General features: G+C 36.1%; 27 protein-coding genes and 1 tRNA gene. 17 read left to right on the forward strand and 11 right to left on the reverse strand.

Translation table 11 applies throughout. The features are described from left to right. The first annotated feature begins 1 nt into the window (after position 1). From rseP to LY11_RS10940, 4 genes are all read left to right on the forward strand, one after another. Entirely contained in the window at positions 2-1,333 is a 1,332-nt protein-coding gene (rseP, locus tag LY11_RS10925; RefSeq protein WP_111633738.1) for an RIP metalloprotease RseP, read from the forward strand. A 6-nt stretch (positions 1,334-1,339) separates the two neighbouring features. Further along, positions 1,340-1,864 (forward strand): Fe-S protein assembly co-chaperone HscB, encoded by a 525-nt coding sequence (hscB, locus tag LY11_RS10930; RefSeq protein WP_111633739.1) that lies wholly within the window; start codon positions 1,340-1,342, stop codon positions 1,862-1,864. Positions 1,865-1,943: 79 nt separating this feature from the next. Then, positions 1,944-2,246 carry a DUF3817 domain-containing protein gene (locus LY11_RS10935; RefSeq protein ID WP_068395218.1) on the forward strand — a complete coding sequence of 101 codons (303 nt, stop codon included), beginning with the start codon at positions 1,944-1,946 and terminating at the stop codon, positions 2,244-2,246. Between the two features lie 79 nt (positions 2,247-2,325). Then, positions 2,326-2,408 (forward strand) — tRNA-Leu (locus tag LY11_RS10940). On the opposite strand, the gene LY11_RS27285 is transcribed toward LY11_RS10940, so the two are convergent. The 3 genes from LY11_RS27285 to LY11_RS10955 form a co-directional block, all read right to left on the reverse strand. Beyond that, positions 2,359-4,032 (reverse strand): recombinase family protein, encoded by a 1,674-nt coding sequence (locus LY11_RS27285; RefSeq protein ID WP_394340912.1) that lies wholly within the window; start codon positions 4,030-4,032, stop codon positions 2,359-2,361. The genes LY11_RS10940 and LY11_RS27285 overlap by 50 nt on opposite strands. Further along, positions 4,032-4,205, reverse strand: coding sequence for a hypothetical protein (locus LY11_RS26685; protein WP_170132667.1), 174 nt, complete (start codon positions 4,203-4,205; stop codon positions 4,032-4,034). Before LY11_RS26685 ends, LY11_RS27285 begins: the two co-directional genes overlap by 1 nt. Before the next feature lie 235 nt (positions 4,206-4,440). Next, positions 4,441-5,016: a hypothetical protein gene (locus tag LY11_RS10955; protein WP_111633741.1), complete on the reverse strand. Its 576-nt coding sequence runs from the start codon at positions 5,014-5,016 to the stop codon at positions 4,441-4,443. Positions 5,017-5,428: 412 nt separating this feature from the next. On the opposite strand from LY11_RS10955, the gene LY11_RS10960 reads away from it, so the two are divergent. The 5 genes from LY11_RS10960 (at position 5,429) to mobC (ending at position 13,402) form a co-directional block, all read left to right on the forward strand. After that, the gene (locus LY11_RS10960; RefSeq protein ID WP_111633742.1) at positions 5,429-8,440 is read left to right on the forward strand and encodes an HsdM family class I SAM-dependent methyltransferase; all 3,012 of its coding nucleotides are present in this window, start codon (positions 5,429-5,431) and stop codon (positions 8,438-8,440) included. A 1-nt stretch (position 8,441) separates the two neighbouring features. Continuing rightward, positions 8,442-9,125 (forward strand): hypothetical protein, encoded by a 684-nt coding sequence (locus LY11_RS10965; RefSeq protein WP_111633743.1) that lies wholly within the window; start codon positions 8,442-8,444, stop codon positions 9,123-9,125. Positions 9,126-9,709: 584 nt separating this feature from the next. Continuing rightward, a complete protein-coding gene (locus LY11_RS10975; RefSeq protein ID WP_111633745.1) occupies positions 9,710-10,117 on the forward strand; it encodes a mobilization protein in 408 nt (135 codons plus the stop codon). Beyond that, positions 10,102-11,358, forward strand: a complete 1,257-nt coding sequence (locus LY11_RS10980) for a relaxase/mobilization nuclease domain-containing protein (RefSeq protein WP_111633746.1) — start codon at positions 10,102-10,104, stop codon at positions 11,356-11,358. Before LY11_RS10975 ends, LY11_RS10980 begins: the two co-directional genes overlap by 16 nt. Positions 11,359-11,368: 10 nt before the next feature. Then, positions 11,369-13,402 (forward strand): conjugal transfer protein MobC, encoded by a 2,034-nt coding sequence (gene mobC, locus LY11_RS10985; RefSeq protein ID WP_111633747.1) that lies wholly within the window; start codon positions 11,369-11,371, stop codon positions 13,400-13,402. Positions 13,403-13,421: 19 nt separating this feature from the next. On the opposite strand, the gene LY11_RS10990 is transcribed toward mobC, so the two are convergent. From LY11_RS10990 to LY11_RS11015, 6 genes are all read right to left on the reverse strand, one after another. After that, positions 13,422-13,697 carry a hypothetical protein gene (locus tag LY11_RS10990; protein ID WP_111633748.1) on the reverse strand — a complete coding sequence of 92 codons (276 nt, stop codon included), beginning with the start codon at positions 13,695-13,697 and terminating at the stop codon, positions 13,422-13,424. A gap of 29 nt (positions 13,698-13,726) precedes the next feature. Next, positions 13,727-14,041 (reverse strand): hypothetical protein, encoded by a 315-nt coding sequence (locus LY11_RS10995; protein WP_146610835.1) that lies wholly within the window; start codon positions 14,039-14,041, stop codon positions 13,727-13,729. Positions 14,042-14,261: 220 nt separating this feature from the next. After that, positions 14,262-14,660 (reverse strand): type II toxin-antitoxin system VapC family toxin, encoded by a 399-nt coding sequence (locus tag LY11_RS11000; RefSeq protein ID WP_245952707.1) that lies wholly within the window; start codon positions 14,658-14,660, stop codon positions 14,262-14,264. Further along, entirely contained in the window at positions 14,644-14,874 is a 231-nt protein-coding gene (locus tag LY11_RS11005; RefSeq protein WP_111633751.1) for a hypothetical protein, read from the reverse strand. The genes LY11_RS11000 and LY11_RS11005 overlap by 17 nt, the downstream gene beginning before the upstream one ends. A 37-nt stretch (positions 14,875-14,911) precedes the next feature. Then, positions 14,912-15,343: a helix-turn-helix domain-containing protein gene (locus tag LY11_RS11010; protein ID WP_111633752.1), complete on the reverse strand. Its 432-nt coding sequence runs from the start codon at positions 15,341-15,343 to the stop codon at positions 14,912-14,914. Positions 15,344-15,548: 205 nt separating this feature from the next. Beyond that, positions 15,549-15,938: a helix-turn-helix domain-containing protein gene (locus tag LY11_RS11015; protein WP_111633753.1), complete on the reverse strand. Its 390-nt coding sequence runs from the start codon at positions 15,936-15,938 to the stop codon at positions 15,549-15,551. Positions 15,939-16,098: 160 nt separating this feature from the next. Here LY11_RS11015 and LY11_RS11020 point away from each other — a divergent pair, with 160 nt between their 5' ends. The 4 genes from LY11_RS11020 to LY11_RS11035 all read left to right on the forward strand — a co-directional run bounded on the left by LY11_RS11020 (position 16,099) and on the right by LY11_RS11035 (position 18,610). Continuing rightward, on the forward strand, positions 16,099-16,482 hold the full coding sequence (locus LY11_RS11020; RefSeq protein ID WP_111633754.1) for a hypothetical protein: 384 nt from the start codon (positions 16,099-16,101) through the stop codon (positions 16,480-16,482). Between the two features lie 2 nt (positions 16,483-16,484). Next, positions 16,485-16,889 carry a hypothetical protein gene (locus LY11_RS11025; protein ID WP_111633755.1) on the forward strand — a complete coding sequence of 135 codons (405 nt, stop codon included), beginning with the start codon at positions 16,485-16,487 and terminating at the stop codon, positions 16,887-16,889. A gap of 106 nt (positions 16,890-16,995) precedes the next feature. Then, entirely contained in the window at positions 16,996-17,904 is a 909-nt protein-coding gene (locus LY11_RS11030; RefSeq protein ID WP_111633756.1) for a HEPN domain-containing protein, read from the forward strand. A gap of 22 nt (positions 17,905-17,926) precedes the next feature. After that, positions 17,927-18,610: a hypothetical protein gene (locus LY11_RS11035; RefSeq protein WP_111633757.1), complete on the forward strand. Its 684-nt coding sequence runs from the start codon at positions 17,927-17,929 to the stop codon at positions 18,608-18,610. Between the two features lie 82 nt (positions 18,611-18,692). Here LY11_RS11035 and LY11_RS11040 read toward each other — a convergent pair whose 3' ends face one another. Together LY11_RS11040 and LY11_RS11045 are read right to left on the reverse strand one after the other, a co-directional pair. Next, the gene (locus LY11_RS11040; RefSeq protein ID WP_111633758.1) at positions 18,693-19,358 is read right to left on the reverse strand and encodes a hypothetical protein; all 666 of its coding nucleotides are present in this window, start codon (positions 19,356-19,358) and stop codon (positions 18,693-18,695) included. Between the two features lie 78 nt (positions 19,359-19,436). Further along, entirely contained in the window at positions 19,437-19,865 is a 429-nt protein-coding gene (locus LY11_RS11045) for a hypothetical protein (RefSeq protein WP_111633759.1), read from the reverse strand. A gap of 886 nt (positions 19,866-20,751) precedes the next feature. On the opposite strand from LY11_RS11045, the gene LY11_RS11050 reads away from it, so the two are divergent. From LY11_RS11050 to LY11_RS11065, 4 genes are all read left to right on the forward strand, one after another. Continuing rightward, on the forward strand, positions 20,752-22,020 hold the full coding sequence (locus tag LY11_RS11050; protein WP_111633760.1) for a TlpA family protein disulfide reductase: 1,269 nt from the start codon (positions 20,752-20,754) through the stop codon (positions 22,018-22,020). Positions 22,021-22,024: 4 nt separating this feature from the next. Further along, the gene (locus LY11_RS11055; protein ID WP_111633761.1) at positions 22,025-25,240 is read left to right on the forward strand and encodes a SusC/RagA family TonB-linked outer membrane protein; all 3,216 of its coding nucleotides are present in this window, start codon (positions 22,025-22,027) and stop codon (positions 25,238-25,240) included. A gap of 9 nt (positions 25,241-25,249) precedes the next feature. Then, positions 25,250-26,104: a RagB/SusD family nutrient uptake outer membrane protein gene (locus LY11_RS11060; protein WP_111633762.1), complete on the forward strand. Its 855-nt coding sequence runs from the start codon at positions 25,250-25,252 to the stop codon at positions 26,102-26,104. Positions 26,105-26,144: 40 nt separating this feature from the next. Beyond that, a partial coding sequence (locus LY11_RS11065; protein ID WP_146610836.1) for a transposase occupies positions 26,145-26,414 on the forward strand: 270 nt, incomplete at its 3' end.

The following is a 26,414-nucleotide window of genomic DNA, read 5'->3' on the forward strand; positions in this document are numbered from 1 at the left end:
TATGAACGGATTAATTATGGTTGCCCAATTGTTATTGGGATTATCAATATTAGTAATCTTGCACGAATTAGGACATTTTCTTGCGGCGCGTGCCTTCGGTATTAAAGTTGAGAAATTCTATCTGTTTTTTGACGCATGGGGTGTAAAATTATTCAGTATCAAACGTGGTGATGTAGAGTATGGTATTGGCTGGCTGCCTTTGGGTGGTTATGTTAAAATTGCCGGTATGATTGATGAATCTATGGATAAAGAAGCAATGGCATTGCCTCCGCAGCCCTGGGAATTCAGATCTAAACCAGCATGGCAGCGTTTAATTGTCATGCTTGCAGGTATTTTCGTGAACATCGTCGTAGGTATCTTTATTTTTTGGATGCTTACCTTTAAGTTCGGTGAGACTTTTATCCCAAACAGTTCTGTTAAAAATGGAATTAACCCTGGAAGTATCGGAAGAGAAATCGGTTTGAAACAGGGTGACCATGTGATTGCGGTAAACGGTAAAAAAGTTATCCGTTTTGATGAATTGACAAGCTCAAAGGTATTATTGGATAATACGAATCTTACCATTGTGCGTGAGGGAAAAACTTTAGATATTAAAGTTCCTGATAACCTTTTGAATAAGGTTGCAGATCTTGGTCTGGAAGAATTCATCAGCCGTACACCGCTGTTAAGTACTGTAGTAGATACAGTGGTTGCCGGCCGTTCTGCATTTAAAGTAGGCATGAAAAAAGGTGACAGGATTGTTGCCGTTAACGGAGTACCTGTGAAGTTCGATGCTGACATCCGCAGAGAATTGAAGAAAGAGAAAAATAAGAAACTGATCGTTGAAGCTTACCGCGGAAATGAAAAGCTTAATTTTGAGGTGAGTACAGATAGCGTGGGTACGATCGGAATGGGCTTCAATCCAAATGAAATCAAATTGGAAACGATTAACTATGGTTTCTTTGAAGCTTTACCTATTGGTGTAAACCAGGCATGGATTACTTTTACTGATAATGGTAAAGGGATCTGGAAAGTATTAACTGGTAAAATTAAAGCAAATAAAGCTTTTGCGGGCCCTGTTGCATTGGCACAGAAGGTTTATGGTGGTGTTTGGATCTGGTCGCATTTCTGGGCTTCTACAGCGTTAATTTCAATCGCTCTTGCATTCATGAACTTATTGCCGATACCAGCACTTGATGGTGGGCATGTAGTGTTCCTGATCGTAGAAATGATTAAAGGCAAGCCTGTAAGTGATAAGTTTTTAGAGGGTGCCCAGATGGTAGGTTTCGTAATCTTATTAAGTTTGATGGTCTTTGTGCTCGGTAACGATATATTCAAAGCCTTTATTCAATAGCGTTATATGGACTATTTTAAGTTTTATAAGCTGCCTGTATCTTTTAATCCGGATGTGCAGCTGGTGAAACAGCAATTTTATGCGCTGAGTAAAAAGTATCATCCTGATTTTTATATCAATGAATCTGCTGAAAAGCAGGAGGAGGTTTTAGAGTTATCAACGCTGAATAATAAGGCTTACCAGGTATTGAGTGATCCGCAGAAGCGTCTTCATTATATTCTTGAATTAAAGGGGATACTGGCAGAAGGGGAGAATTATTCTCTTCCTCAGGATTTTCTGATGGAAATGATGGACGTGAACGAGTCTTTGATGGAGTTACAGTTTGAACCGGATGCGGCGAAGCTGGAAGAGATCAGAAAAGAGATTGATAGTATTGCTGTATTAATGCAACAGGAGCTTGATAGATTGATAACTGTTTTTGATACGCAGAATAAGGACACTGAAGCGAATACTTTAGCCGCAATTAAGGATTTGTACTATAGAAAGAAATACTTGAACAGGATCAACGATAGCTTGCTTAAGCTGGGGTAGGTGTCCCGCCAATGTAAAAAATAAAGATAACCGGGCATTGCTGTCCCGGTTTTTCTATTTTTGGACAAATCATGAATTTATGAGCACTTTATCCCTTTTTAGAAAAGTAGCAGTTGCTGAAGGTATTTCCTATATCGCACTGATTTTTATCGCTATGCCATTGAAGTACTTTGCGAACATGCCATTGGCTGTAAAGTATACCGGATGGGCACATGGGGTATTGTTTATGTTTTATGTAGTGATGGTGATCATGTGCTGGATGGAGTATAAATGGAAAATTGGAAAGACAATTTTAGTGTTTTTAGCTTCGTTATTGCCTTTCGCTCCTTTCTATGTAGATAAAAAGTTAAAGGAAGAGCCTGTAGGTCAGGTTAAAGCATAGTATAAAGCATTATTTTGAAAATAAGTCTTGGATATATTAGCTTGAATATATAGATTTGCATCCCCGCTAATAAGGGAACGCCCAGCTGGCGGAATTGGTAGACGCGCTGGTCTCAAACACCTGTGGGAAACCGTACCGGTTCGACTCCGGTGCTGGGTACCAAGCCGGAGTTAGTTCTAATTTTAGTTCTAACTCCGGTTTTTTTATGCCGTAAAGTGTTGTTAATCTGGTAGATAAGTAGTGCTGCTAAATTCACTTTTCCGGTTCGACCTTTGTTTTCTAAAATTGTCCATTTTTCTGGATAGATCGAACCAATAATATAACGTTTTTGTTCAATATTGCCGTTAGAATATAATTCAGACAGCTTTTTAAGTCTTTTTAGAGCTTCATCAACAAGCAAAGAATAATCGACCTTTTTAGATGCCTTATCCTTAATGTCCTTAAGTTCCGCTTCCAGCCTAGTGATCTTTTCTTCACACTTAGATTTCATTATTTTGTAATCATCAATAATTAAGTCATCGCTAAGAAGCATCGCCCTAATTTTTGTAATGATGTTATTTTGATCTGAAATCTCTTCTACCAGCCTTTTACGGTTCGTTTCAAAATTTTCTTTATCATCTACAGTAACGTCACAGATAACCTTTTTGTAAAGCTCTGCCATTCCAGGCTTAGGAACAAACTTGAGCAATTCCCTTTCAAAATCTTTATTTATATCATCAGCCTTAAATCTAACTTTACATGGCGACTTACAATGATAATAGTAATAATATTCACTCCGCCCTTTGGATGGGCTTCCAGTCAATGTTCTGTTGCATATTGGACAATATAGGAACCCTCTTAGCGGTAGATTTAAAGGTGTTTCAGCTTTTACACTTTGAACCTTCCTTCTACCATTCAATATATCTTGAACTTCCCAGAATAACTTTTCACTTATCAGAGGTTCATGTTTTCCATCTGCAAGAAACATCTCAGTATGTTCATCTGGTGGAACAATTATTTTCCCGCAGTAAACTGGATTTCGAACTACCGCCCAAAATGTGTTGCGCTTACATTTCATCCCCCTTAACCTAGCTAAATTCCATGTAACGTCAGTTGCGTAGGTTCCTTCAGCTAAAGTCTCAAAAGCCCACTTAACGTGTGAAGCTTCCGGTTCATGTAGCTCGATATATTTCGTTTTATTTTCCGTTATCCTATTAATATATCCTGCTGGTGCCTTGCCCATCCATCGGCCTTCCAATTTTCCTCTCCTCATTCCTACAACCACATTCAAACCCCGTCTTAAATTTTCGGCTTCGGCCATCGCTATGTATACAGCCAGCATAATTCTGCTTTCTGGAACTTTCAAATCAAGATATTGATCTATAGCGTTAGGTTCAATGTTCAACGCAGTCAAAACGTCAATCATATTATAAGCATTCGCCGTATTTCTGCTGAAACGATCCCACTTGGTGAAAAGGATCATATTACAATTCCTTCCCTTTGTGTTTTTAAGCTCAGTTAGCAATTTCATCCACGCAGGGCGCTTCTTAAATGTTTTAGCAGAATAATCCTCATAAATAACTTTTCCTACCTGTAAATCGTTCCTTTCACAATATTCATGTAGCCGTTGATCTTGATCTCTTTGGGAAAATCCACGGTCAGCCTGTTCATCAGTGCTTACTCTGATATACAGATACGCCACTTTCCTTTGCGGGAGTAATGGATTAGTTGAATTTAGTTTTTGATCAAGCTTATGTGTTCTTCGATCACGATAAACAACCGCTTGAATGTTGTTTTTGGTCTCCATTATTTTTTGATTTTATCATTTGTAACTAATTGATTAACAGCTAATATACAAAATTTATACATAAAATCCAAAATCAATATTGCTTCTTCTTTTGTCACTTTTGTCCCATGCTCTGCTAGCAATTCAATAGCCTGCTCAGGGGTTACATTGCGCTTATCCGATATTCTTCTCATAGAATTGTCTTTAAACACAATAATCATTATTGTTATAATTTCTTTTTGACAACTACCTATCAAGGTGTTAAAATTAATATGATAAAGATCATAGAATATACTTCATCTAGTGATACGAGTGAAATATAAACTTGGTAAGTGAAAAATAAATTCTAGTTCATATCTTTACAAGAAATAGCAATTGATATGGTTGACCCAAATGACTATCCAGAAATTCCAGTAGATGCTCCGCAACCTACAACAACTGAACTGCCGATAGGTACACGATAAGAATATAGCAAATTAAGCCAAAGATTGCTGTTATGCTGGTGTAAAGTAATATATGTCTAAAGAGCAATATCCTGGAATCATTTTGTTTCCGGTTATAATCGATTTTGTACTGATAATTCTTTATTTCGTTAAGTTTATATATCATTAATTTATCCTCGTTACTACGATCGGCTAACTGAAGAATTTGATCAACAACCAATTGTTTTGGCTCTCTGCCCATTGCCATAGTATTACGAGGGAGCATAAGCTTCACAACGAAAATAAGTGCTACTATGCAGACGATCAGTAAATAGGCCAGCAATATTGTTTCGGATGAAATCAATGTTTTATTTTGTCTAACAGAATTTATTAAAAAACCTACGATGGTAGATGTTATTGGCAAAAAGATTAAAAGCAAAGTTATTGATTTCGATGTCGTTTTATCAGCAACCTCAATAGAGTATTTAAGAGATTTTTCCCCTTGCTCAATAATATAATTGGCAATGTCTTTATCTATTTTAGCCTTGTTGTCCGTTGAAATGTTCCAAACTTCGTTATCCATAGGTACTATATTAATAAAAATCATTTAAAAAACAACGCAAGAAGTGTAGACAGAAGCTTAATTTACAAAAAGTATGGCCAAGACACCTATTTCAATGAATTGTAATAGGTGTCTTGGCTCATCATCATGGCTGTCTGGGATAATAATGTATCCGCAATACATAAGATTACGGTTTAATTTCCAAAAGTTATTCCTGCCAATTTTGTGACATATCGTATAAACTTGCTTACGTATCTGTTTTAGGAGTTATCCGATTGACGTTTAAGGCGTTTATTCCTAGACTTTGCAAGAAGTGCAATATCTATTAAATCAAATACACTCCATCGATTTAAAAAGGGAAATATTGTACTACATTTGTTGTGTGGTCAAATCCAGAGTTACTACCGTTAGCCTCTAAAATCATCCATAAAATATGCGTAAAGAATCAATTTACAGTGAATTAGGATATACAGGCTTCCTGACGGATAATTCCGAAGTTGTAGCCCGCTACCCCGATTACGCAGAAATCATAAAGATCGGGGCGGATAAAATCTATTTTTCTGGCAATCATCCGGCTATACTTTTTGTTGAAGTTGATTCATTTACCGATGTTGAATTGAAACGTATAGCTACAATTCAACATAAAGCTTGGAACTACAGAAAAGTTATATTACTATTCGCCTTATCTTCAACTGAGATTAGGATATATAACTGCTATGAAAAGCCCCTATATATCAATAGCCTTGATGATCCTAGCAGTAAATTAAATCCCGCACAATTATTTGATTATAACACACAGAATAAAGATGCCGATGCGCTTAGCATTTTACTGGAAATATTTTCAAGAATTGGTGTGGATAATGGACTTTTATGGACTGAGCAGCTCGAAATAAGGAAGAAAATAAATCTTCAAAATCGAATTGATGCCTATCTGGTTAAGTGTCTTTTTGATACTGCTAAAGCCCTGGAAAAAAATGGACTTGGCAGGGAAATCATTCATGGATTATTAATGCGCTCCTTATTTATTCTCTTTTTAGAGGATAAAGGTGCGGCTAATGAAGCGGGGTTATATGAAAGAATAAAACCGGGCAGCAGTAGCTATTTTGATATTTTGGAAGATAAAGAGGCTACATATCAATTATTTGATGAAGTGCAGCTTCATTTTAATGGAAATGTATCTCCAGTTCTAAAGAATGAAAAAGATGCCGTAACTGAGCAACATCTTAAATTTATTCAAAGATGTTTCATAGATGGCGATATTTCTGGAAATAGTACGCTCTTCGACGACTGGCGTATATTTAACTTTGAAATTATCCAGATAGAGGTATTAAGTGAAATCTACGAGAACTTCTTAGGGGAATTTAAGCATGAGCGTGGGCAGTTCTACACTCCACACAATTTAGTGGAACTAATCCTTTCAGATAAACTTGCTGTAAATGATTCTAACTTCAATTTGAAGATATTGGATCCGGCTTGTGGATCAGGCATTTTCCTTGTTGAAAGTTACAGAAGACTGATTAAAAGATGGAAGAAAGCACATAACGAAAGTAGAATTGCCTTTGAAGACTTAAGGTCTTTGCTAGTGGATAATATATTTGGAATCGAAATCGACCAGACAGCCATTAAAGTTGCAGCATTTAGCCTTTACATTGCATTAGTAGATGAACTGGATCCGAAAACTCTTTGGATAGAAACCAATTACCAGTTGCCTTACCTTATATTCGATCCTGATGATTCTTCAATTGAGCATCAGGGAAGTAATTTATGGAGGCGGGATACCATCGGGGAAGTTGATACTGAAACGTTTCCTAAAGTGGATCTAATTGTCGGGAACCCGCCTTTCGGAACGAAAAAACTTCCGTCAGCAATCACTACATACTGCACCAAACATAAATTTGCTAACGAATATGTATTGCCATTTTTGCATAAATCGGCCCAGTTTTCAAATAATGGTGATATAGCATTGATTTTTAATTCTAAAGTCCTGACAAATACGCAAAAGCCGTATCAAAATTTCAGGAAATGGCTGTTTAATGATAACCATGTCGAGAAGATATATAATCTTTCGATTTTTAGGAAAGTTCCAAAACATTTTGGAGGTCAGTTATTTACATCCGCTGTAGGTCCGGTAAGCATTGTATACTTCAATCCATTAAAACCTGAAAATATTTCTGAAACTATCGGATATTGGGCTCCTAAGACGTATGTCAAATCTAGCCTTGTAGACGGAGTGGTTATAGACCCGACTGATATAAAAAATTTACCGAGGATTGAGTGCCAGAATCCTAACTCTAAGATATGGAAGATAGCATTCTGGGGGAATTTTCAAGGCTTCCGATTACTCCAACGCTTACAAAGATCTACACTTAAGAATTACTTCGACAAGAATAAAAATTGGAAATCTGGTAGAGGCTTAAACGCAGATAGCCAAAATCCCGACTTTATACCTGAATCGATGATAATTACCGAAAGTATCGAAAGATATTGTACGGATGAAAAAACGAGTACCAAACCAAATACTAAGTATTACCGGAAAAATGATGAGGATTTATTTAATCCTCCCTTTATCCTATTTAAGGAAGGACAACATCAAACAGAAATTGCTTGTTCTTTATTTTATGGTAAGGCCTATTGCACCACTGGCGCATTTCCAATCAACAATATTGATAATGATATTGATGATAAAAAATATCTTGTTTCTTATCTAAATTCAGACTTAGCAAAATTCATCTTATTTTTGACAGCTTCATCATGGGGAATAGAAAGAGAACGCGTCTTATTGAATGAGCTTATGGAATTGCCTTCGCCGTTCCCGATTTCTAATGTGGAATCAAGAAATAAGATTGTAGATGCTTTCGATAAGATAGTTTTATTACGTAAACAGCCCCTGCAGGATAATATCGAAATCCAGAGTCTTGAAGAATTGATTTTTGAAGAATTTAAAAAGCAGTTCTCCTTAACCGCTAGGGATATCATGTTGATTGAGGACACCATGCGATTTAACCTTGGGCTTTTTAAAGATGGACAAAATTCTGTTGGTTTTCACAGGACAACAGTTGCTGAAAACCAAGCTTATTCCGAAATGCTGTGTCAAGACATTAATATCTTTCTCGGGTCATCTAAAACCAAGGTTTCTGCTACAGTTTTTGATCTAAAGGCTAGCGATCCTTTAAATTTAATAATAATCCGTTTCTACTCTGATGGTGAGAAAACGGATGTTCAGCTTAACGATGTTTCTGCCCTAAGAACTCAGCTAAGAGAGTTAGATAAGTATACTATTCAGCAAAAAGTGCATAGTATTTATGTTCAGAAACATTTTAAATATTATGATAAGGATTCTATACATATTATAAAACCAAACCAAAAAAGATTTTGGTCACGTGCCCAGGCTATGGAAGACGCTTCTGCATTAATCGGCGAAATTTTAAATATGGCTACGAAATAATATGGTAGGACAACTGGATATTGCACTTATAAGTGAATTTGAGAATTGCTTTCAAAACAACTGCCTGGTGTTAGTTGGTGAGGCATATAAATGGCTGTATGAAAATGGGAACGTCACAATAGATTGGGATGAAGAAACCATATCTGCAAATATTTTTACCTTTATTGATGAAAGTGAAAAAGCAATAAGTTATAATATTTCAATTTCTGATGAGTGCCGATTATATAACAAGGACATTCTCCAAAATAAAAAGAAGGCAAAGGCCGCTCCCAGAATTGATTTGAAGTTGGCAACTAATTGGATTGAAGGACGTAAGAGAATCTGCTTATACGTAGAAGCAAAGAACTTGATCGAGAACAATTGCCATAAAGCTAACCGGAAATCTAAGATAGACGCAGTGAGGGTTAGGTCAAGGTACATAGCTACCGGAATCGACAATTTTCTGTCAGGAGAATATCCTCAGAACGGCCTTATGCTCGGGTACATATTAGAAGGGACACCAGATAATATTATTGACTACATAAATTTAACTCTGGTCGGTTCTTCACGGCAAAATGAACAATTAAAGAAAGTACAGATTGACGTTCCATACTTGGAAAACTCCTACGTTTCCCAACATAACGATGGCTTTTTGTTATCCCATTATTTCCTTAACTTCTCTGGAGAAAAACAATATTATAATTAGTATCAAAAATCATCATTAATTCCAGCTTCGATAGCTAATTTGACTTAGCAGTTAGAAAACAGCAGTTGTTTATCAATTAATGCTTAGCTATTTATTTCATGCCTATCATAGTATCGGTATACTAAAAAAATCTAGCAACTACCCTAAACGTTGTCAAAGACTTATTTTTTGGCAACTCAATTTTGGCTTTGAATTAAATAACAAAGTCATGAAAAAGACCCACAAAAAAACACCTTTCAAGGCCAGCGATTTTTTAGGCAACTTTCAGCCAAAGATCAAACGAATCAAAGTTGAACCCCGTCATAGGATAAGGCAACTATTAAGGTCATCAGTGCCATTGAGCCTGGTCAAAAACCCTACTCGATTTGAGGATCTCCTTAGTACCTAAGTCAAGTCATCCCATCAAGAATTTTAAAGATTATTAACTCATTCCGAAGGTCACAGCAGACGTCGGGTGATCTGCATCGAAGCTCGCGTGAGCTTAGCAAAGATGTATTTTCGTATACGAAAATCTCTTTGCCGTCCATTCGGACGGGCGGATCACTCGAAACTCGTGATCCTAAAGTCAATGATAAGTGTAGCCTATGTCAAGGAAAAAAGCCACAGATCAGGACAGCATATTAAGTCATCCCATAATCGTCAGGCTTACTGAAAATCAGTTTAAGAAACTTGAAAAGATCCGCAAGGAAAGTGATATTAAAACGATTGGTGAAGTCGTACGAAAGATCCTAAACAACCGCCCTATTAAACTTCTTCATAAGGACATTACCATGAATCAGCCGATGGAAGAAATGGCTCTGATCCGAAAGGAGATCAAAAGTATTGGGGTAAATATTAATCAGCAGACGCATCGCTTCCACATTAGTCAGAGCAATACAGAAAAATCTTTCCATGCCATTAAGACGTCCGAGACGTACAAATCAATGGAGCCGAAAATTGACCGCCTTCTATCCATCATATCTAAACTAGCTCAAAAATGGTTGCAAGAATAAAGATTGGTACGAACATTAGAGGTATCCTTCATTATAATGAGAATAAAGTGGCTGAAGGAGAAGCCAAGCTGATACTGTCGAGTGGTTTTGCCGGGGAAATTGAACAAATGACGTTTATGAATAAGCTTAAACGGTTTGAGCATCTAAATGAACTGAAACCAACAGTTAAGACCAATGCCCTGCATATCTCCCTAAACTTTCACTCATCCGAGCAAATCAGCAGTTCCAAAATGCAGGAAATCGCCATAGCGTATATGGAGAAAATCGGATTTGGTGATCAACCTTTTTTAGTTTACAGGCACAATGATGCCGGACACCAGCACCTTCATATTGCAACGACAAGTATCCAGCGGGATGGGGCAGCAATCTCCCTTCATAACATTGGCGGAAATTTATCTGAACCAGCAAGGAAATCAATTGAGAAGGAATTTGATCTCGTTGTGGCAGAGTCAAGGAAATTTAAACAGGAAATAGTAATTAAACCTGCCAATCTGGAAAAGGCAAAATACGGCAGGTTATCTACTAAGAGGCAAATTAGTAACGTCTTAGCCGCAGTAGTTGGAGAGTATAAATACACTTCGATTGCCGAATTAAATGCAGTCCTTAACCAATTTAATGTCACGGCAGACAGAGGAAAAGAGGATACAGAAATGTTTGCCAAAAAAGGATTGATCTATTCGCTAATTGATAAAAACGGTAACAAAGTCGGAGTACCAATTAAAGCAAGCTCATTTTACAGCAAACCAACGTTCAGGATTCTGGAAAAAAAGTTCGACAAAAATAAAGAAAAGCGTATACCATTTAGACAAGATTTAATCAAGCAAATAAATAAGGTCTTCTCAAATTACGAACGCTTTACTGTTGAAACACTTAAATCTGAACTTAAAAAGGGGCATATAGATTTGGTATTGAGGAAGAATGATCAAGGACGTATTTACGGAGCAACCTATATTGACCATAAAAATAAAGCGGTTTTCAATGGCAGTGATTTAGGCAAGCTTTACAGTGCAAATTCCTTAGCCACAAAAATTGGGTCGTCAGACTTATTGAGGACATATTTAAAGCCTAATAATACACCTATTAGCTATCTAAAACCCGAATCAGATAAGCCTGCGAAGGCTTACCTGGAACCAGCTTCCACAACAGATTTTCTTAACGAATTACTTGGTAAATCTCAACCCGATTATATGCCAGGAATACGACGGAAAAAGAAAAAAAGAAACAGAGGATTAACTCTTTAAACGCATTTTTATGAATACAGGTGAAGACACACAGGGCTTGCGCAAAATTATAGATTTTACGAGGCTAATCAGCATTTTTATACTGTCCATCCATTTTTATATATGTTGTTACGCAGCATTTAAAGAATGGGGATGGACGGCAGATGTTACTAACAAAATTATCTACAACATTTCCAAGACAGGATTATTTGATGATCTGCTTAAACCCAAACTGGCTGCATTATTATTACTGATAATTTCTCTTTTTGGAGTTAAAGGAAAAAAAGATGAGAAACTACATAAGAACTCTATAGTAGCTTATTTATTAACAGGTCTGTTATTGTACTTTATCAGTGTTTTATGCCTGATATTACCTTTGAACTTATTGCTTATTGCTACTTTATACATAGGTATAACTTCAACTGGCTACATGCTTATACTAACCGGTGGAGGATTATTATCGAGGTTGATAAAAGACAAGCTTAATACGGACACGTTTAACACCGAAAACGAAACTTTCCCTCAAGAGGAACGCCTATTGGAAAATGAGTATTCGATAAACTTACCTGCGAAATATAGATTAAAAAATAAAGTTAGAAATAGCTGGATTAATATTATCAACCCATTCAGAGGAATATTAGTAGCAGGAACACCTGGAGCAGGTAAGTCTTATTTTGTAATCAGGCATATTATTGAGCAACATATTAAAAAGGGTTTCTCAATGTTCCTTTACGATTATAAGTATGACGATCTTTCTCGCATCGTCTACAATGCATTGTTAAAATATCAAGGAAATTATAAGATTAAACCTACTTTTTGGGTTATTGACTTTGAAAATATCCTTCATAGGTGTAATCCTTTGCATCCTGAAAGTATGGAGGACATAACTGATGCTACTGAATCTTCCAGAACTATAATGATGGGACTAAATCGCGAATGGCTAAAAAAGAATGGAGATTTCTTCGTGGAGTCTCCAATTAATTTCTTAACAGCAGTGATTTGGTATCTTCGTAAATATGAAAATGGAAAGTTCTGCACACTTCCCCACGTGATTGAATTGATGCAGGCCGACTATGACAAGCTGTTTGCTGTATTACAGGAAGAAGATGAGATCAAGGTTTTAATCAATCCATTTATTTCAGCTTATCAGAATAAAGCTATGGCGCAATTAGAGGGACAAATTGCGTCTGCCAAGATTGGTTTGGCGAGATTATCGTCACCCCAGCTTTATTATGTGTTAAGTGGCAACGATTTTACACTTGACATCAATAACCCTGAAGAGCCAAAAATAGTTTGCGTAGGCAATAACCCACAAAAGCAACAGGTGTATGGGGCCGTATTATCATTATATATTTCAAGGATGATCAAGCTGGTCAATCGAAAAAACCAAATGAAAAGCAGTTTGATATTTGACGAATTTCCAACTATTTTCTTTAATAATATGGACGGATTGATCGCTACGGCAAGAAGTAATAAAGTTGCCACTACTTTGGCTGTTCAGGACTTTAGCCAATTAAAAAAGGATTATGGATCAGAACAAGCAGATGTGATCGTAGGAATTATCGGCAATGTAATCAGTGGACAAGTCACAGGAGATACGGCCAAAAAATTAAGCGAGAATTTTGGTAAGATTATGCAAGACCGTGAAAGTAAGAGCATAAATAGCTCTGATATTTCCATTTCAAAATCTACCCAAATGGATTATGCGATACCTGCTTCAAAGATTGCTTCCCTCTCATCAGGTGAGTTTGTTGGCTTAGTTGCAGATAATCCAGAGCAGAAAATCAAACTAAAAATGTTTCATAACGAAATACAGAACGATCACGATTCAATTGCTAAAGAAGAACAGTCCTATAAGCCTATTCCCAAGGTAGAAAAGGTCACTTACGGTGACATTATAGAAAATTACATGAGAATCAAGGAAGATATAGATCAGTTATTTGAAATAGAATTGGAAAAAATTCTAGCCAGAAAGCCCAAAGAGGAAGAACCAGAACCTGAAAAAGCCGAAAGCGCTGAAAATAATGAAGAGGAAGAAGAAGCAGAAAAGGGCATTTCCCGTTAAATAGAAACTATTGTTGTATTTAAAATATTGCTAAGGGAATGGTTTTATTATGAACTTCTGGTGTCTTAATTGCAACGATTTCATTTTCGATTTCTAATTGCTCTTTAAGTACTCGTATTTCTTCATTGACCCATTTATCCAATACTAAAATAAAGACAGTTAGTAATGAGACAGAGAAGATAATGAACAAAACTAAATCCAAGATCGTGATGTCTGTTCTTATTGGTGGATCTTGAAAAATATACATTTCAGGATAGAACTGAAAATTTGTATCCGCATTTATTTGGGAGTCCATAAGCTAAAATAATTAGGGAGGTAGAGATTTTATTTATCTCCCTTAAACGATTTCTCCTGTATATCTGAATCTAGAGCACCTTTAAAGCTTATGAGTACCATATCTGAATTTTTATCGAATTTTACAACTTGTTTTTCATTCAACCTTGAAATGACTAGTACATAATGAATTAAAGTCCGTTCAATTTCTAGAATCTCACCTAAATTGGCGACTACATCGCCGATTTCTACTTCTGATATATGCTTAATATTAAGCATATCAACTTTTATATTGGGATTAGACATAAGCATACGAACGCCCATAATAGTTTGATAAATGAATAATGGCGCGAGCTGTACCATCATAAATTTTTAGTTGATGCACTCCTCTAAGTACAGAAGAACATCCTTAAGGCAAATGGCGGAGGTAATCCAATGGATAGCACCCCCGCACATTAACGCTCTCGTGAGCAAATCTACAGAATAAATTTAATATGCTAAACTGTTGAATGGGTGTAAAATACACCCTTAATGAAAAGGATTATTGAAGCGGTTAGGTATTTAATCTTTCTAAATGCCGATTAATTCACCATTTGGCCGTTAGAAGCGCATCGATTTCATTGAAGTGCCTATCTCTTGTTACCAGCGTAAGCTGATATTGCTTAGCGATAGTGGCGATCCAAATATCATTTTCAGGAATTGGCTTTCCTTTTTTTCTTAAGGAGGCTTTTATTTCGCCATAGATTGACGCTGTCTCCTGATTGCTATTTAAAACTTCATAAGTTTGTACCAGTCTGTTAATATTATCGATATTTTTCTGAACGTTGGTAGAGTACCGAGCGCCATAATATAATTCACCCAAGACAATAACAGGAATGTAAACCTCGTCTGCGTTATCAATACGATCAGCTATTGTTTTCTCTCCCTTAAACAGGGCTGAAATGATATTCGTGTCGAGCAGAAAATTACTACTTCCAGTCATCATCGTTTATTTGCTCACAACCATCTTCGATGGCTGCATTCATTAGCTTGATGTCCTTTTTGGAAATAATTCCCAAAAAATCATGGGCAGAAGTTTTTTTCAATCTACTAATTGTCATGCTCTTTTTCACTACTGCTTCGATTTCAGTAAGCACTGCATCACTTTTGATTTTAATTACTTCCTCTATTAAATGTAGTTTTCTAGCTTCTGAATACATAATGGTTCATTTATTAGGTATAAGCAAAAATTATTCCTTATCCGGCACTCACCTTTCTAAGAGGGGTAGTAACGCTTTCAGTCTTTGTTTTTGAACGGCTTGGTTTCTGTTTTGCTAACTGTTCCTTTAGCCTTTCTATTTCCTCATCCTTTTTTGCAAGTTTAAGTTCAAAATATTCTAAGATGTCCTTATTAACAGAATTGAAATGATTTACCTGGTTTTCGTTGATGATGTTGGTTTGGAAAACTGCCTTGTTTTCATCAAAATCCTTTAAAGCTTCTAAATTTGTACCCAATATTTTAGCGGCAAGTTCAAGTTGTTCGTCTGGTATGTTTGTTTTCTTTTCCATTTTTGATACATTTTGCTGGGCGATGCCCAATTCTTTGGCAAAGGTTGCCTGTTTCATGCCCCTAAGCAAACGAATTTTTTTAATATTCTCTCCGATATGATTGGTTTTAAGCGCACTCATCAGTTAATAAGCATTTAAGCTCAAATATACTCAAAAATTAAGACTAAAAAACTTTGGCTAAATAGGTATTGTTCCGGCTATTAAAGCCCATCAGATCACATTTGATGTGAATCAGCTTAAAAATGAAATTTTGTGAAAAAGAATTTTACAATTTTTAATGAGTTATAACTGGCGCACATAAAAGGCCAGTTATAACTCTTAAAGGTTATTTTGCGGAATTGCGATTTGCGGCTTCGCTTACAAGCAGGCGCTCATAAAGCTCTACAACTTTGTCAAGTGGATTAAAGTTACAATGGTATAAGTTACTAGCAACATTGCCTATGCTTGAATCATTAAAGGTGTTGCTGAAGAAATTATTTACAGCCTTTTCATCATATTTTTCAATCATTTCCGGTGTTACGTTTAATATTTCTGCAACCTGCTTTAGCAGGTCCTCTTCAATGGATTCCCTGCCTTCCATTACGGACACTTTACTTTGATTCCAATCGCTACCCAATTCCAACGCCAAGGTTTCTTGCTTTATACCTTTGATCTCTCTAATACGCTTGATATTTTGTCCTATGTGGACACTTTTTGTATTATCAGTAGTTTCCATTTCGCAAATTTAGTTTTTCTTCGATAGCTAAGATACGTCTAATCCAAATAAAACATTTGTATGGCCCATATATTTTATTTGGAATTTAAATATTATATCAGCCAAAATAATTAATTATTGATTTGCCGGATTCTTTTATTTGCTAATAAATCAGATGATTATGCAAGAACAAGGAAACAAAAAACCAGAGGACAAAAATGAGGTAACTGTAATACTTGATTTACCAGATGACTTTTTGTGTTTATGTGAGTACTCAAATATTACCCCAAAGCATGCCCTCGAAACGTATATCATAAATATAAAGGTTTATAACTACCTCATTAATGAAGGTTGCGGGGTAAATTTTTTAGCTACTTCGATTTTTAAAAAATATAAAGATGCCCATTTTAAAAGTAAAGGTACTAGAGTAGCCATGTTCCACGAGTTACATATTGCGCCCATCAAACAGATCCTAAAACTTGGAATGGCAGATGTAGGATCTAACTCTCCGCAATATGCAGATATAATAAACAAATGGTACCAAATCATTACTGGTAAAATGTGAATATGGTAAAACAACTTATTATAACAGTACCAAAAGACTTTCAAATATTGTGTATGGTACTTACGTGTGACATTGATGATGTCCTTCAAGATTATATTAACAGGATTTCATTGCCGAGACTGTTGAGCAGGCATCCAGATGACCCTTTGGGTCTTGACATGCAGCTTTTTCTCACTAAGGCAAAGAGTCAAGACCCAAAGAAAATAGGCCGCGAGATCGAGAATTTTCTTAAAAAAGATTATCAAAAGGAACTGGAAGAATTGTTAAAACTTAAATTAGAACAAGCTGAATGTGAAGTGAGGGTCAGACTAATCATGGAAAAATGGCTTCCAAAAGTCAGGGCACTAAGAAAGGATTTGAGAAAAAAATCAGGTATTAATTTTATGATAACAGGCTATGACAATTAACCCGCCTATGCGGTGTTTAATGAGCGTTACCCGCCTGTACAATAGGTGCGGTAACGATTCTGTAATTGACGTAAACCTGAAAAAGGGAAAACTTAAACTTTAAACAATGAAAAAGCAAAAGCTGAAAAATTTACCTATGCAATCTGAACCGACAATTGGAGAAGCACACATGAAAGAGATCACTGCCCAAATTGTGGAGCAGTATAAATTTGAAAAGATAGTCTGTTTCGGAAGCCAAGTGAACATTGTCCAAAAGGAAAGCTGTTTTGTGGACAATGACAATCAAACATTAATACCATCTGAATTGAACAGTTATTATCTGTTGTTAGTACCTTCAAAGGATGAAAAATGTGCAGATATAAAAATACAGCAGCGGCTGGAAGAGCAATTTAAGTCCGTCGCATCTGTAACTATTCTGATCCATAGAATGGATGAGTTCAATAATGCTTTACAAAACGGCAGTTCATTTTTCAAGTCCATTTATAAAAAAGGCATCATACTGCACGATAACAACGAAGAACAATTTGTTTCTCCAGGTGAAGGAGCACCTATTAATAAGCGCATTACCCTAAGAGAAGAATATTGGGTTCAGTGGTATAAATTATCTCTTGATTTTGTTAAAGGAGGAAAGTTTTATATAGGTGATGAGTGCAATGGACTGGCTGTTTTTATGTTGCACCAAGCATTACAACACTGTTATTCTGCTATGATCAGGGTTTTAACGGGATACAGAATCAACAGTAACAGTCTGCGTAGACTGTTAAAACTTGTAGACCTTGCCTTACCAGATTCTTCATTTGTAACCCCACATAAAGCGACTCCCGAAGATACTAGGTTAACAGGGATATTGTTAAAAGGCTTTAGTGATGCGCGGTATGATGACGCTTTTATTGTTACGAAAGATGACTTAACTGCTCTGTTAAACAGAATAACCTTGATCATTGACAATGCAAATAAAGTTTGCTCACAGCGTATTGCCGATCTAAAAGATGGAAAAGCAATGTATAGCGCCTAATTTAAACACATAGAATAGCGTTATGGATGAATTTGAAAAAGACCTTTCAATCTGCTTAAAAAAGAAAAGTTATTGTGGTTATTTGGATCAGAATGAATTTACTCAAAGATATTTGTTAATAAAAAACCGTGTCAATAATTCTTTGACCAGAGAGGAATTAGCCTTCCTGTTAGGAAGAACCCCTTACTTTATCATCGACTACGAAGAATTATCGCTGGCCGCTAAGTTGGATCTTGTTGACGTTGATCTATTATGTCTGATCCTGATTAGGGACAGATTTGAATCGCTAACCCTTGATAAGAAGGATGGCCAGCATGACATATCTCATGAGAAAAGAATGGTCAGAGTGACTATGCATGAATACCGTGAAAAGCTTGTTTATCAATTTAATCATCGCTGGAATGTTAATGGAGAAAACAAACCCTTGAAAATAACAGAACCAATATTTCAAACTTCTACCTTGGGAGATGAGCCGATCAAACTCATTAATGTTGAAATAACTAAGCTTTTATCAGAGGGGTATTTTAATACCAAAAGATCTCCGCTAGAGATTCGTGAAGTTGTATGGAGAGCCTATAAGTATAAGTCCAGTGCTTGGTCTATTATCTTTCTGAAAAACATAATCTACGAGTTTATTAGAGATAATAAATTGGTTATGGGATATGACAAAGGGCACTTTACCTATCAAATCAAAAATAATTTATAATTCGACACCTTGAATACCCAGGAAGAACGGTTGGCATCTGCCAAACCGTTTCTTTTTATGGCGAATATTTATTTTACTGTATTTATAGTCTAACTAATTTTGCAATTAGGTTGATGTCGGATGCGTCTACATACAGCTTTACTCCTGACGGGTATTCTAATGTGACTTCTTTCTGTAAAAGCTTATTGCGGGGTTCAAAATTGGTATGGTCTACCGGATCTGCCTCTTTTTCGATCCAGTAGTCTGTTTTGAATACATCATTATTTTTCTCTACGGAATGTTCTTTTTTTACTTGTAAACTATGCTGACGATCATATAATGCTTCTTCCTTATTTTCCTCTACGATTCCACTTTCCGTAATTGACAGTTCAGAAAGTACATCTGTTTTGCCATTTGTTAAACGCCAATAATTTGAAAAGGGTCGCGGGTGGAAGTCCATTAGCCAGGCAAGAAGCTCAATAGTTTTTTCACGGGTTTTAATTCCTTTCTGTAGAAAGTTGCAGAGCGACTTGAACTTCTCAGTGTCACATTTTTTGACGGTTAAGTCAGTAAGTTCTTTATCGAATGGTATTTCAAGAAATTCTTTAAGAATCCGTTTATCTTCATTATTGCACCGTGTGTTATATAGTAACCGGAACTCATTGCGAATATTGGCGCAAGTTGGATGCATTAGATTCATTGAAAGCTTGCCGGACGCTTTTTTTTTTTCATAGAAGCTTAGTAGCTCTGATCTGTATTCTTCTATCATTTTTCATAAATTTAGAATATAAATCTACAGAATTTCCAAAACCAGAAACTTATCATAAGATTGATCAACTTGTTTGATCTATTTCTTTTCATTATTCTTTAATGAATTGTACTTAGCAAGGAGCGCATTGTGTTTATTCTCAAGCTCAGCGTATTTCTCAGCATTCCGTTCAATCATTAGTTGGTTCTTCTCCAACAGAGCAGTATATTTTCTCTGTAAATCAAGATATGCTTTGCTCTCCTTTTCTGCTTGCTCTACAGAGTTATCAGGTTGAAAGCTTAATATTTCGGGATATTGAATGGAAAAATCATGTTTAATAGCCTTTGCATAACGAGCCATTATTTTAAAGTCGAGAAATTCCTGCTTTACATGAGTATAAAATGTATTTTCTTTATACAATGCGCGCTCCGCGGCATCCTTATTACTGAACCCGCTTTGAGAAACGGCCACATATAAGCTCTTTCCTCTACCTTTCAATTTACTGACGTCTATAGATCCTGATTTCATTGATACTAAAGTAGGTCTATATGACTTCAAATTATATTTGAATTATGGTTTGATTTGGTTTGAAAATACCTATATTTGATCTATTGTTTAATTTATTAAAATCGAATTTGAAAAAAATATAATAAAAATATAAGAGTTGAACAGTTAATTGTTTCAATGGTGTAATTTAAAGAGTCTCACTTCCACTCGTCTGACAATAAAATCGAACGTGAGAACGATAGATTATGCCTGCATTTCTTAAATATGCTATATTTGCGTCTTTAAGGATGTGGGCACTATCGTTTATGCTAAGTTCGAAGGCGTCAGACCCGGTGGAATAAAGCTATGCGGAGTGCCCCTCCTTATTTCATAGTGAGGCTCGCAATCAATACGAGCTATGAAAAAAAATAATAAACTTATCAAATGCACTCACTTTAAGGAAGGATTTTATCCACCTTAACTCTATTAAGCCTTCATTAGTCGATACTTTTCCTTGACCGCCCCTGCCAAGAATGCGAGAATTTAGGAAACAGTTTAGACCATGCCTAAATGAGCATGGTGCTTCACTCGTTATTTCAATCCAGGCAGGGGCGGGTAATGGGTGTAAGCCCTGCCCATTTAAGGTTTACCAACCCGTTACATAACCGAGTTTCTAATCAATTATGTACGGATAAAATATGAATATTTATCTAATCCATCAGTTTATAGAACAGATTTACACATTACCAATTGATGTTCATAATAAAATGCCCTTAGACTCAACGACAAGGGTAGATCATAAATACCTCTTCCAGAAGAAATACAAATTTCTTGAAGCATTATACGAAAACATTGTTAAGCCGCCAGTTTAGCTGATTTGGGTTAAAATCATCCCATAAATTCTTAAAAATCAACTAAACCAATTAACATGAAAAAAATAACGATATACATCGTAATGGCCACGCTTTGCCTTTTTTTAGAGGTAGATGCCCAGAATCAAACCAGCTTACTTAAGCCGCTAAAAATTGGAGATACCATTCCAGAAGCTATTTGGAACCTGCCATTGCAAGTGGTCAATCATCCCAATGCCAAGCAGATGATTACATTAAATGACTATAGGGGCAAATTAATCATTTTAGATTTTTGGGCTACATGGTGCAGTTCCTGCATTGAAGCAATGCCCAAGATGATGCATTTGCAGGAAGGCTTCGGTAATCAAATACAAATATTTCCGATAACATTTCAAAGCAAAAGTATTGTGCATACTTTTCTACAGAAGAACGCCACTGGAAAGTCTTTAAAACTACCAATTATAAACGGGGATACAATTCTGTCAAAAGTATTTCCACATAAATTAATTTCTCACTTAGTGTGGATTGATCCATCTGGTATTTTGAAGGCAACAACATGGTCTGAAAATGCAAAAAAGGAAAACATACAATCCGTTTTAAACAATGAAAGTCTTAGCTGGACAATGAAGAAGGATATGGGATCATTCGACAAGAATGTGTCTTTATTATCCTTTTCAGATAATGGTGCTCCATTACCAAAAACAGTTTTTTATTCTGCTTTTACTAGCCATTTGAACGGTGTTAATCCAACAGCTGGAATTTTCACTGACAGTTTAAAGGGAGCTACAAGATACTATAACATTAATGCAACTGCCACATCTCTATGCGTAATTGCGTGGGGTAAGCCAATTCCCGAACTTTCGCCTAAGCAGTATATTTTCCTAAATAGTGCATCAAAATATAAACGTACAGATCGCATTTATAGAGAAGATTGGAATCGACTATACACTTACTGTTATGATGCAGTAATGCCAATACATTACACTGAAGGACAATTTGCCGCTTTGCTCAAAGAAGATCTTAAGCGGATTATAAAGTTGGAGGGATCTCTTGAAAAAACAAATGTCAAATGTATTATCGTAAAGAGTATTGAAGATGGAAAAATCAAAAGAGCTAAGTCGAGTAAATCAATTTTGCTATCGGATTTTATCTGGTTTATCAATAATAAAATTGGTTCATTCCCTTATGCAATAAATGAAACAGGGAATCAAAACCTTCGTACAGACTTGATACGGAAGAATTATAAGGATTTCCAAAATCTGGCCGTCGAGTTAGCAAAAGACGGCCTCAAAGCCACATTGGAGGATCGCGAAATTGAAACATTCATTATTAAAGAAATCAACTAAGAAGATGAAATTACTTATAACATTCTTTATAGTTCTATCAGTCACTTATGTATCCCATGCACAACAACAAATATCTGGAAGGGTAATGGACAAATCATTCAACCACCCGTTAGCTGGAGCAATAGTAGCAATAGGTCAGAACGGTGAGAAAACACTTACAGACAGCAATGGATATTTTATGTTAAAGACTAATATATCCGTCTCTGTTCTCATCATATCATATATAGGCTATAAAAAACAAGAAATCAGTTTTAAGTTGCCATTGAAAGAACAATTAACTGTTTTTCTTTCACAGGATGAGCAAACTTTGCAAGAGGTGACAATTAATACTGGGTACGAAACTGTTCCTAAAGAACGTTCCACGGGTTCTTTTGAACAAATAGACAATCAATTGTTAAACCGTCGGGTTAGTTCAAATATCCTTTCCAGATTGGATGGAGTGACGAACAGCCTATTATTTGACAAACGTGATCCCAACAACACTAAACTACAGGTCAGAGGAGTTAGTACACTGTTCGCATCCACAACTCCTTTAATAATTGTTGACAATTTCCCTTATGAAGGAGATATCAACAACATCAATCCAAACGATATAGAATCGGTTTCCGTTCTTAAAGATGCTGCTGCTGCTTCTATTTGGGGCGCCAGAGCTGGTAACGGAGTTATTGTAATCACAACAAAAAAGGGCAGGTACAATCAACCTTTGCAAATCAGCATAAATACTAACTTTACTATAGCACAAAAACCAAACCTCTTTAATATTCCTGAAATGTCAGCTTCTGATTATATAAGTGCACAAAGATATTTGTTCAATAACAATTTTTATGAAGATGATTTGAATAATACACAGACTTATCCACCATTAGGAGATGTTGTTGAATTACTGGCAAAACAGCGAAACCTACCACAGACAGATGTTGAGGGAAGAGCTTTGATTAACCAACAGATAAGTGAATTTCAGAGGTACGATGTACGTAATGATTTTCAAAAATATATCTATCAGCCTTCTATAAGCCTCCAACATTCTTTAAGTATAAGTAGCGGAACTGAAAAAGCAAAATATATCCTTACTGCTGGATATGATAAGAACATTCCAGAATTAAAAGGCAACGAATCTGAACGGCTTACTTTGCGGTTTAATCATACACAAACACTTTTCAAAAATCTGGAGATCCAAACAAATATTGCTTTCACTAGTAATTCATCCAAGATGAATAGTACAGGCGGGTATTTTGGAAATTATAATAGTGGAAACAGAAATCTCTATCCATATTCAAGATTTGCTGATGGTATAGGTTTACCATTGGCAATTGAAAGGAATCTACGCAAATCATTCGTAGATCAAGCATTAAGTAATGGACTTTTGGACTGGTCATATAAGCCACTGGATGAACTTAGCCTTTCGGATAACAGCACCGTTGGTCAGGATATTCGTATTAATAGTGCCGCCATTTACAAAGTTTCTTCTGCTTTTAAGGTAGAGATTAGGTATCAATACGGTTCATACAATTTGAACGGAAAAAATTATCATAAGCAGGAATCTTATTTCACCCGTGATCTCATCAACAGATTTACAGATGTGTCATCTGGAACATTAATACGAAATATTCCAGTCGGCGGAATTTTAGATGAAAGCACAACGAGATTATCTGATAATTCAATAAGGGGACAACTTAATTTCAACAAGCAATGGGGTAAGGATCATCAGCTATCCGCAATTGGTGGGATAGAGGCAAGACAGACGAATACTGAAAGCAGAACATTCAGGAATTACGGTTATGATGATGATCTTTTGACTTATCTACCAGTAGATTATCTCAGAGAATTTCCTACGTATAACAATATGTTTGGATCATCAAGAATTGATGGAAACGTCAACCTTGGTTCGCTACTAAATCGCTTTTTTTCTATTTATTCCAATGCAGCCTATAGTTTTAAAAATAGATACACCTTATCACTAAGTGCTAGAAAGGATGCATCAAATCTTTTTGGCGTAGAAGCAAACAGGAAGGGAATACCTCTCTGGTCAACAGGCGCCTCATGGAACATATCCGACGAGCCATTCTATAAAATCAATTTAATCCCTGTAATGCGGGCAAGATTAACCTATGGCTTTAGCGGTAATCTGCCAACAGATCAATCCGCACTAACCATCATTTCTTATTCTACAGCAACGGATAATAGTATTAGGTTGCCCTTTGCTAATATTACTAACCCTCCCAATCCTTTGCTAAGATGGGAAAAGGTTGGGATGATAAATGCGGGAATTGATTTTGGATTCAAGAATAATCGTTTATATGGTAGTATTGAGTATTTCTCCAAGAAAGTAAAAGATATGCTTGGAAATGAGACCACCGATGCAACAAAAGGATTTTCAGGAATAGTTACAAATAGTGCAAATATGGAAGGTCAAGGAATTGACTTATCATTAAATTCAATTAATACCACGGGACATTTGAAATGGAGAACCACATTCCTTTTTAGTTATGTCAAAAATAAGTTAACGAAATACCTTTCTGAACCCTCACTTTATGCTAATATGTATATTGGTGATGGCAATGCATTAATCCCATTGACGGGTAAGATGCCGTACATGGTTGTGAGCTATAAATGGTTAGGATTAGAAGGACTCAACGGTAATCCCCAGGGATTATACAATGGAATAACTAGCACTGACTACTACAACATAACTAACAGCACATTACTTGGAGATGCTGTTTTCCATGGCTCGCCCCTACCTCTTTATTTTGGTTCAATAAGAAACGGAGTTTCGTGGAAGAATTGGTCACTTTCAGTTAATATTGGATATAAATTGGACTATTATTTTAGAAGGAGCTCAATTGGATATTATACTTTAGGGAATCTTGGAAGGGGTCATTCCGACTTTAGTAAACGTTGGCAGAATCAAGGTGATGAAAAAAACACAACTGTACCTTCGTTTACCTATCCATTGGATATTTACAGGGATGCGTTCTATTTGAACTCAGAAGCTACTGTAGAAAAAGCCGACAATATCAAGATACAAGATATTCAAATGGACTACACTTTTCAGAGCAAACCAAACCGTCACAATTTCTTTAGACAAATACAGTTTTATTCTTACCTCAACAATCTAAACTTATTAGTTTGGAAAGCAAATAAATTAGGAATTGACCCTGATTTTATCAATGGACTTAAGACGCCTATTAGTTTGTCTTTAGGCTTAAAAGCAACCTTTTAATCTAAAATTATGAAAAAATACACAATCATTTTGATTTTACTTGGCACCTTAAGCGCATTTGGTTGCAAAGACTATCTTGACGCAAAGCCAGATAAAAAACTAGCAGTACCAAATAAAATTAGCGATTTATGGGCTTTACTTGATAACTATACCATAATGAACCGCGCGTCACCAGTAGCAGGGGAAGATTACACAGATAATTACTATTTAATCGAGACGAGCCTCAATGCCATCGCTAATGTTAATACCCGTAATAACTATACATGGGATGACAAAGGAGAACGTATTGGTGATTGGTCAAATCCTTATAGAGCAATCTTTTATGCAAATGTTGTATTGGATGAACTAGATCACGTGAAAAAAAATGATCCATCAAAACAGGAAGATCTTAAAGCTGTACAAGGCAGTGCACTTTTTTTTCGATCCTTTTTGTTTTATGAGGTAGCGCAAATATTTGCTCCACAATATTCTGATGACAACTTATTACTTCCATGTATACCGTTAAGATTAAATTCTGATCCCAATGATTTATCTTTTAGGTCTACTGTTCAAGAAACCTATGATAGGATTATAAATGATCTTAAATTAGCTTCGAGACTACTTCCCGAAACTTCATCACCAAAAAATAGACCAACAAAGGCTGCCGCATTTGGCCTGCTTGGAAGGGTTTACTTAAATACCGGAGATTATCAAAATGCCGCCCTTTATGCAGATTCATGTCTTTCTATTTACAGAACCTTAATCGACTATAATTCTTTAAACAAAACAACTGCTATACCAATTGCAAGATTTAATGATGAAGTTATATTTGCGAGCAGGTCATATACTGAATCTGGTCTATTTGGAGTTGCTATATTTGAGTAGACACAGAGTTAAGAGGATTTACATATCTTAACAGAATATTATGTCACGAGAGAGAAAAGCATACCCGAAGGAGTTCAAGCTGATGAGCGTTGAACTGAGTAACACCCGTACAGATCTAATTGCACTTGCGAAAGAACTGGATATCAATGTGACTTTATTATATAGATGGCGTAAGGAATTCACCAGCAAGCAAGGCAGCAGTTTTCCTGGGAATGGAAAGGTTATCCTCAGCGCAGCTGAGCAAGAGGTGGCTAATTTGAAAAAAGAACTGCGTGAAACGCAGATGGAACGGGATATATTAAAAAAGGCC

This window comes from Pedobacter cryoconitis (assembly GCF_003259615.1).
Taxonomy (GTDB): domain Bacteria; phylum Bacteroidota; class Bacteroidia; order Sphingobacteriales; family Sphingobacteriaceae; genus Pedobacter; species Pedobacter cryoconitis.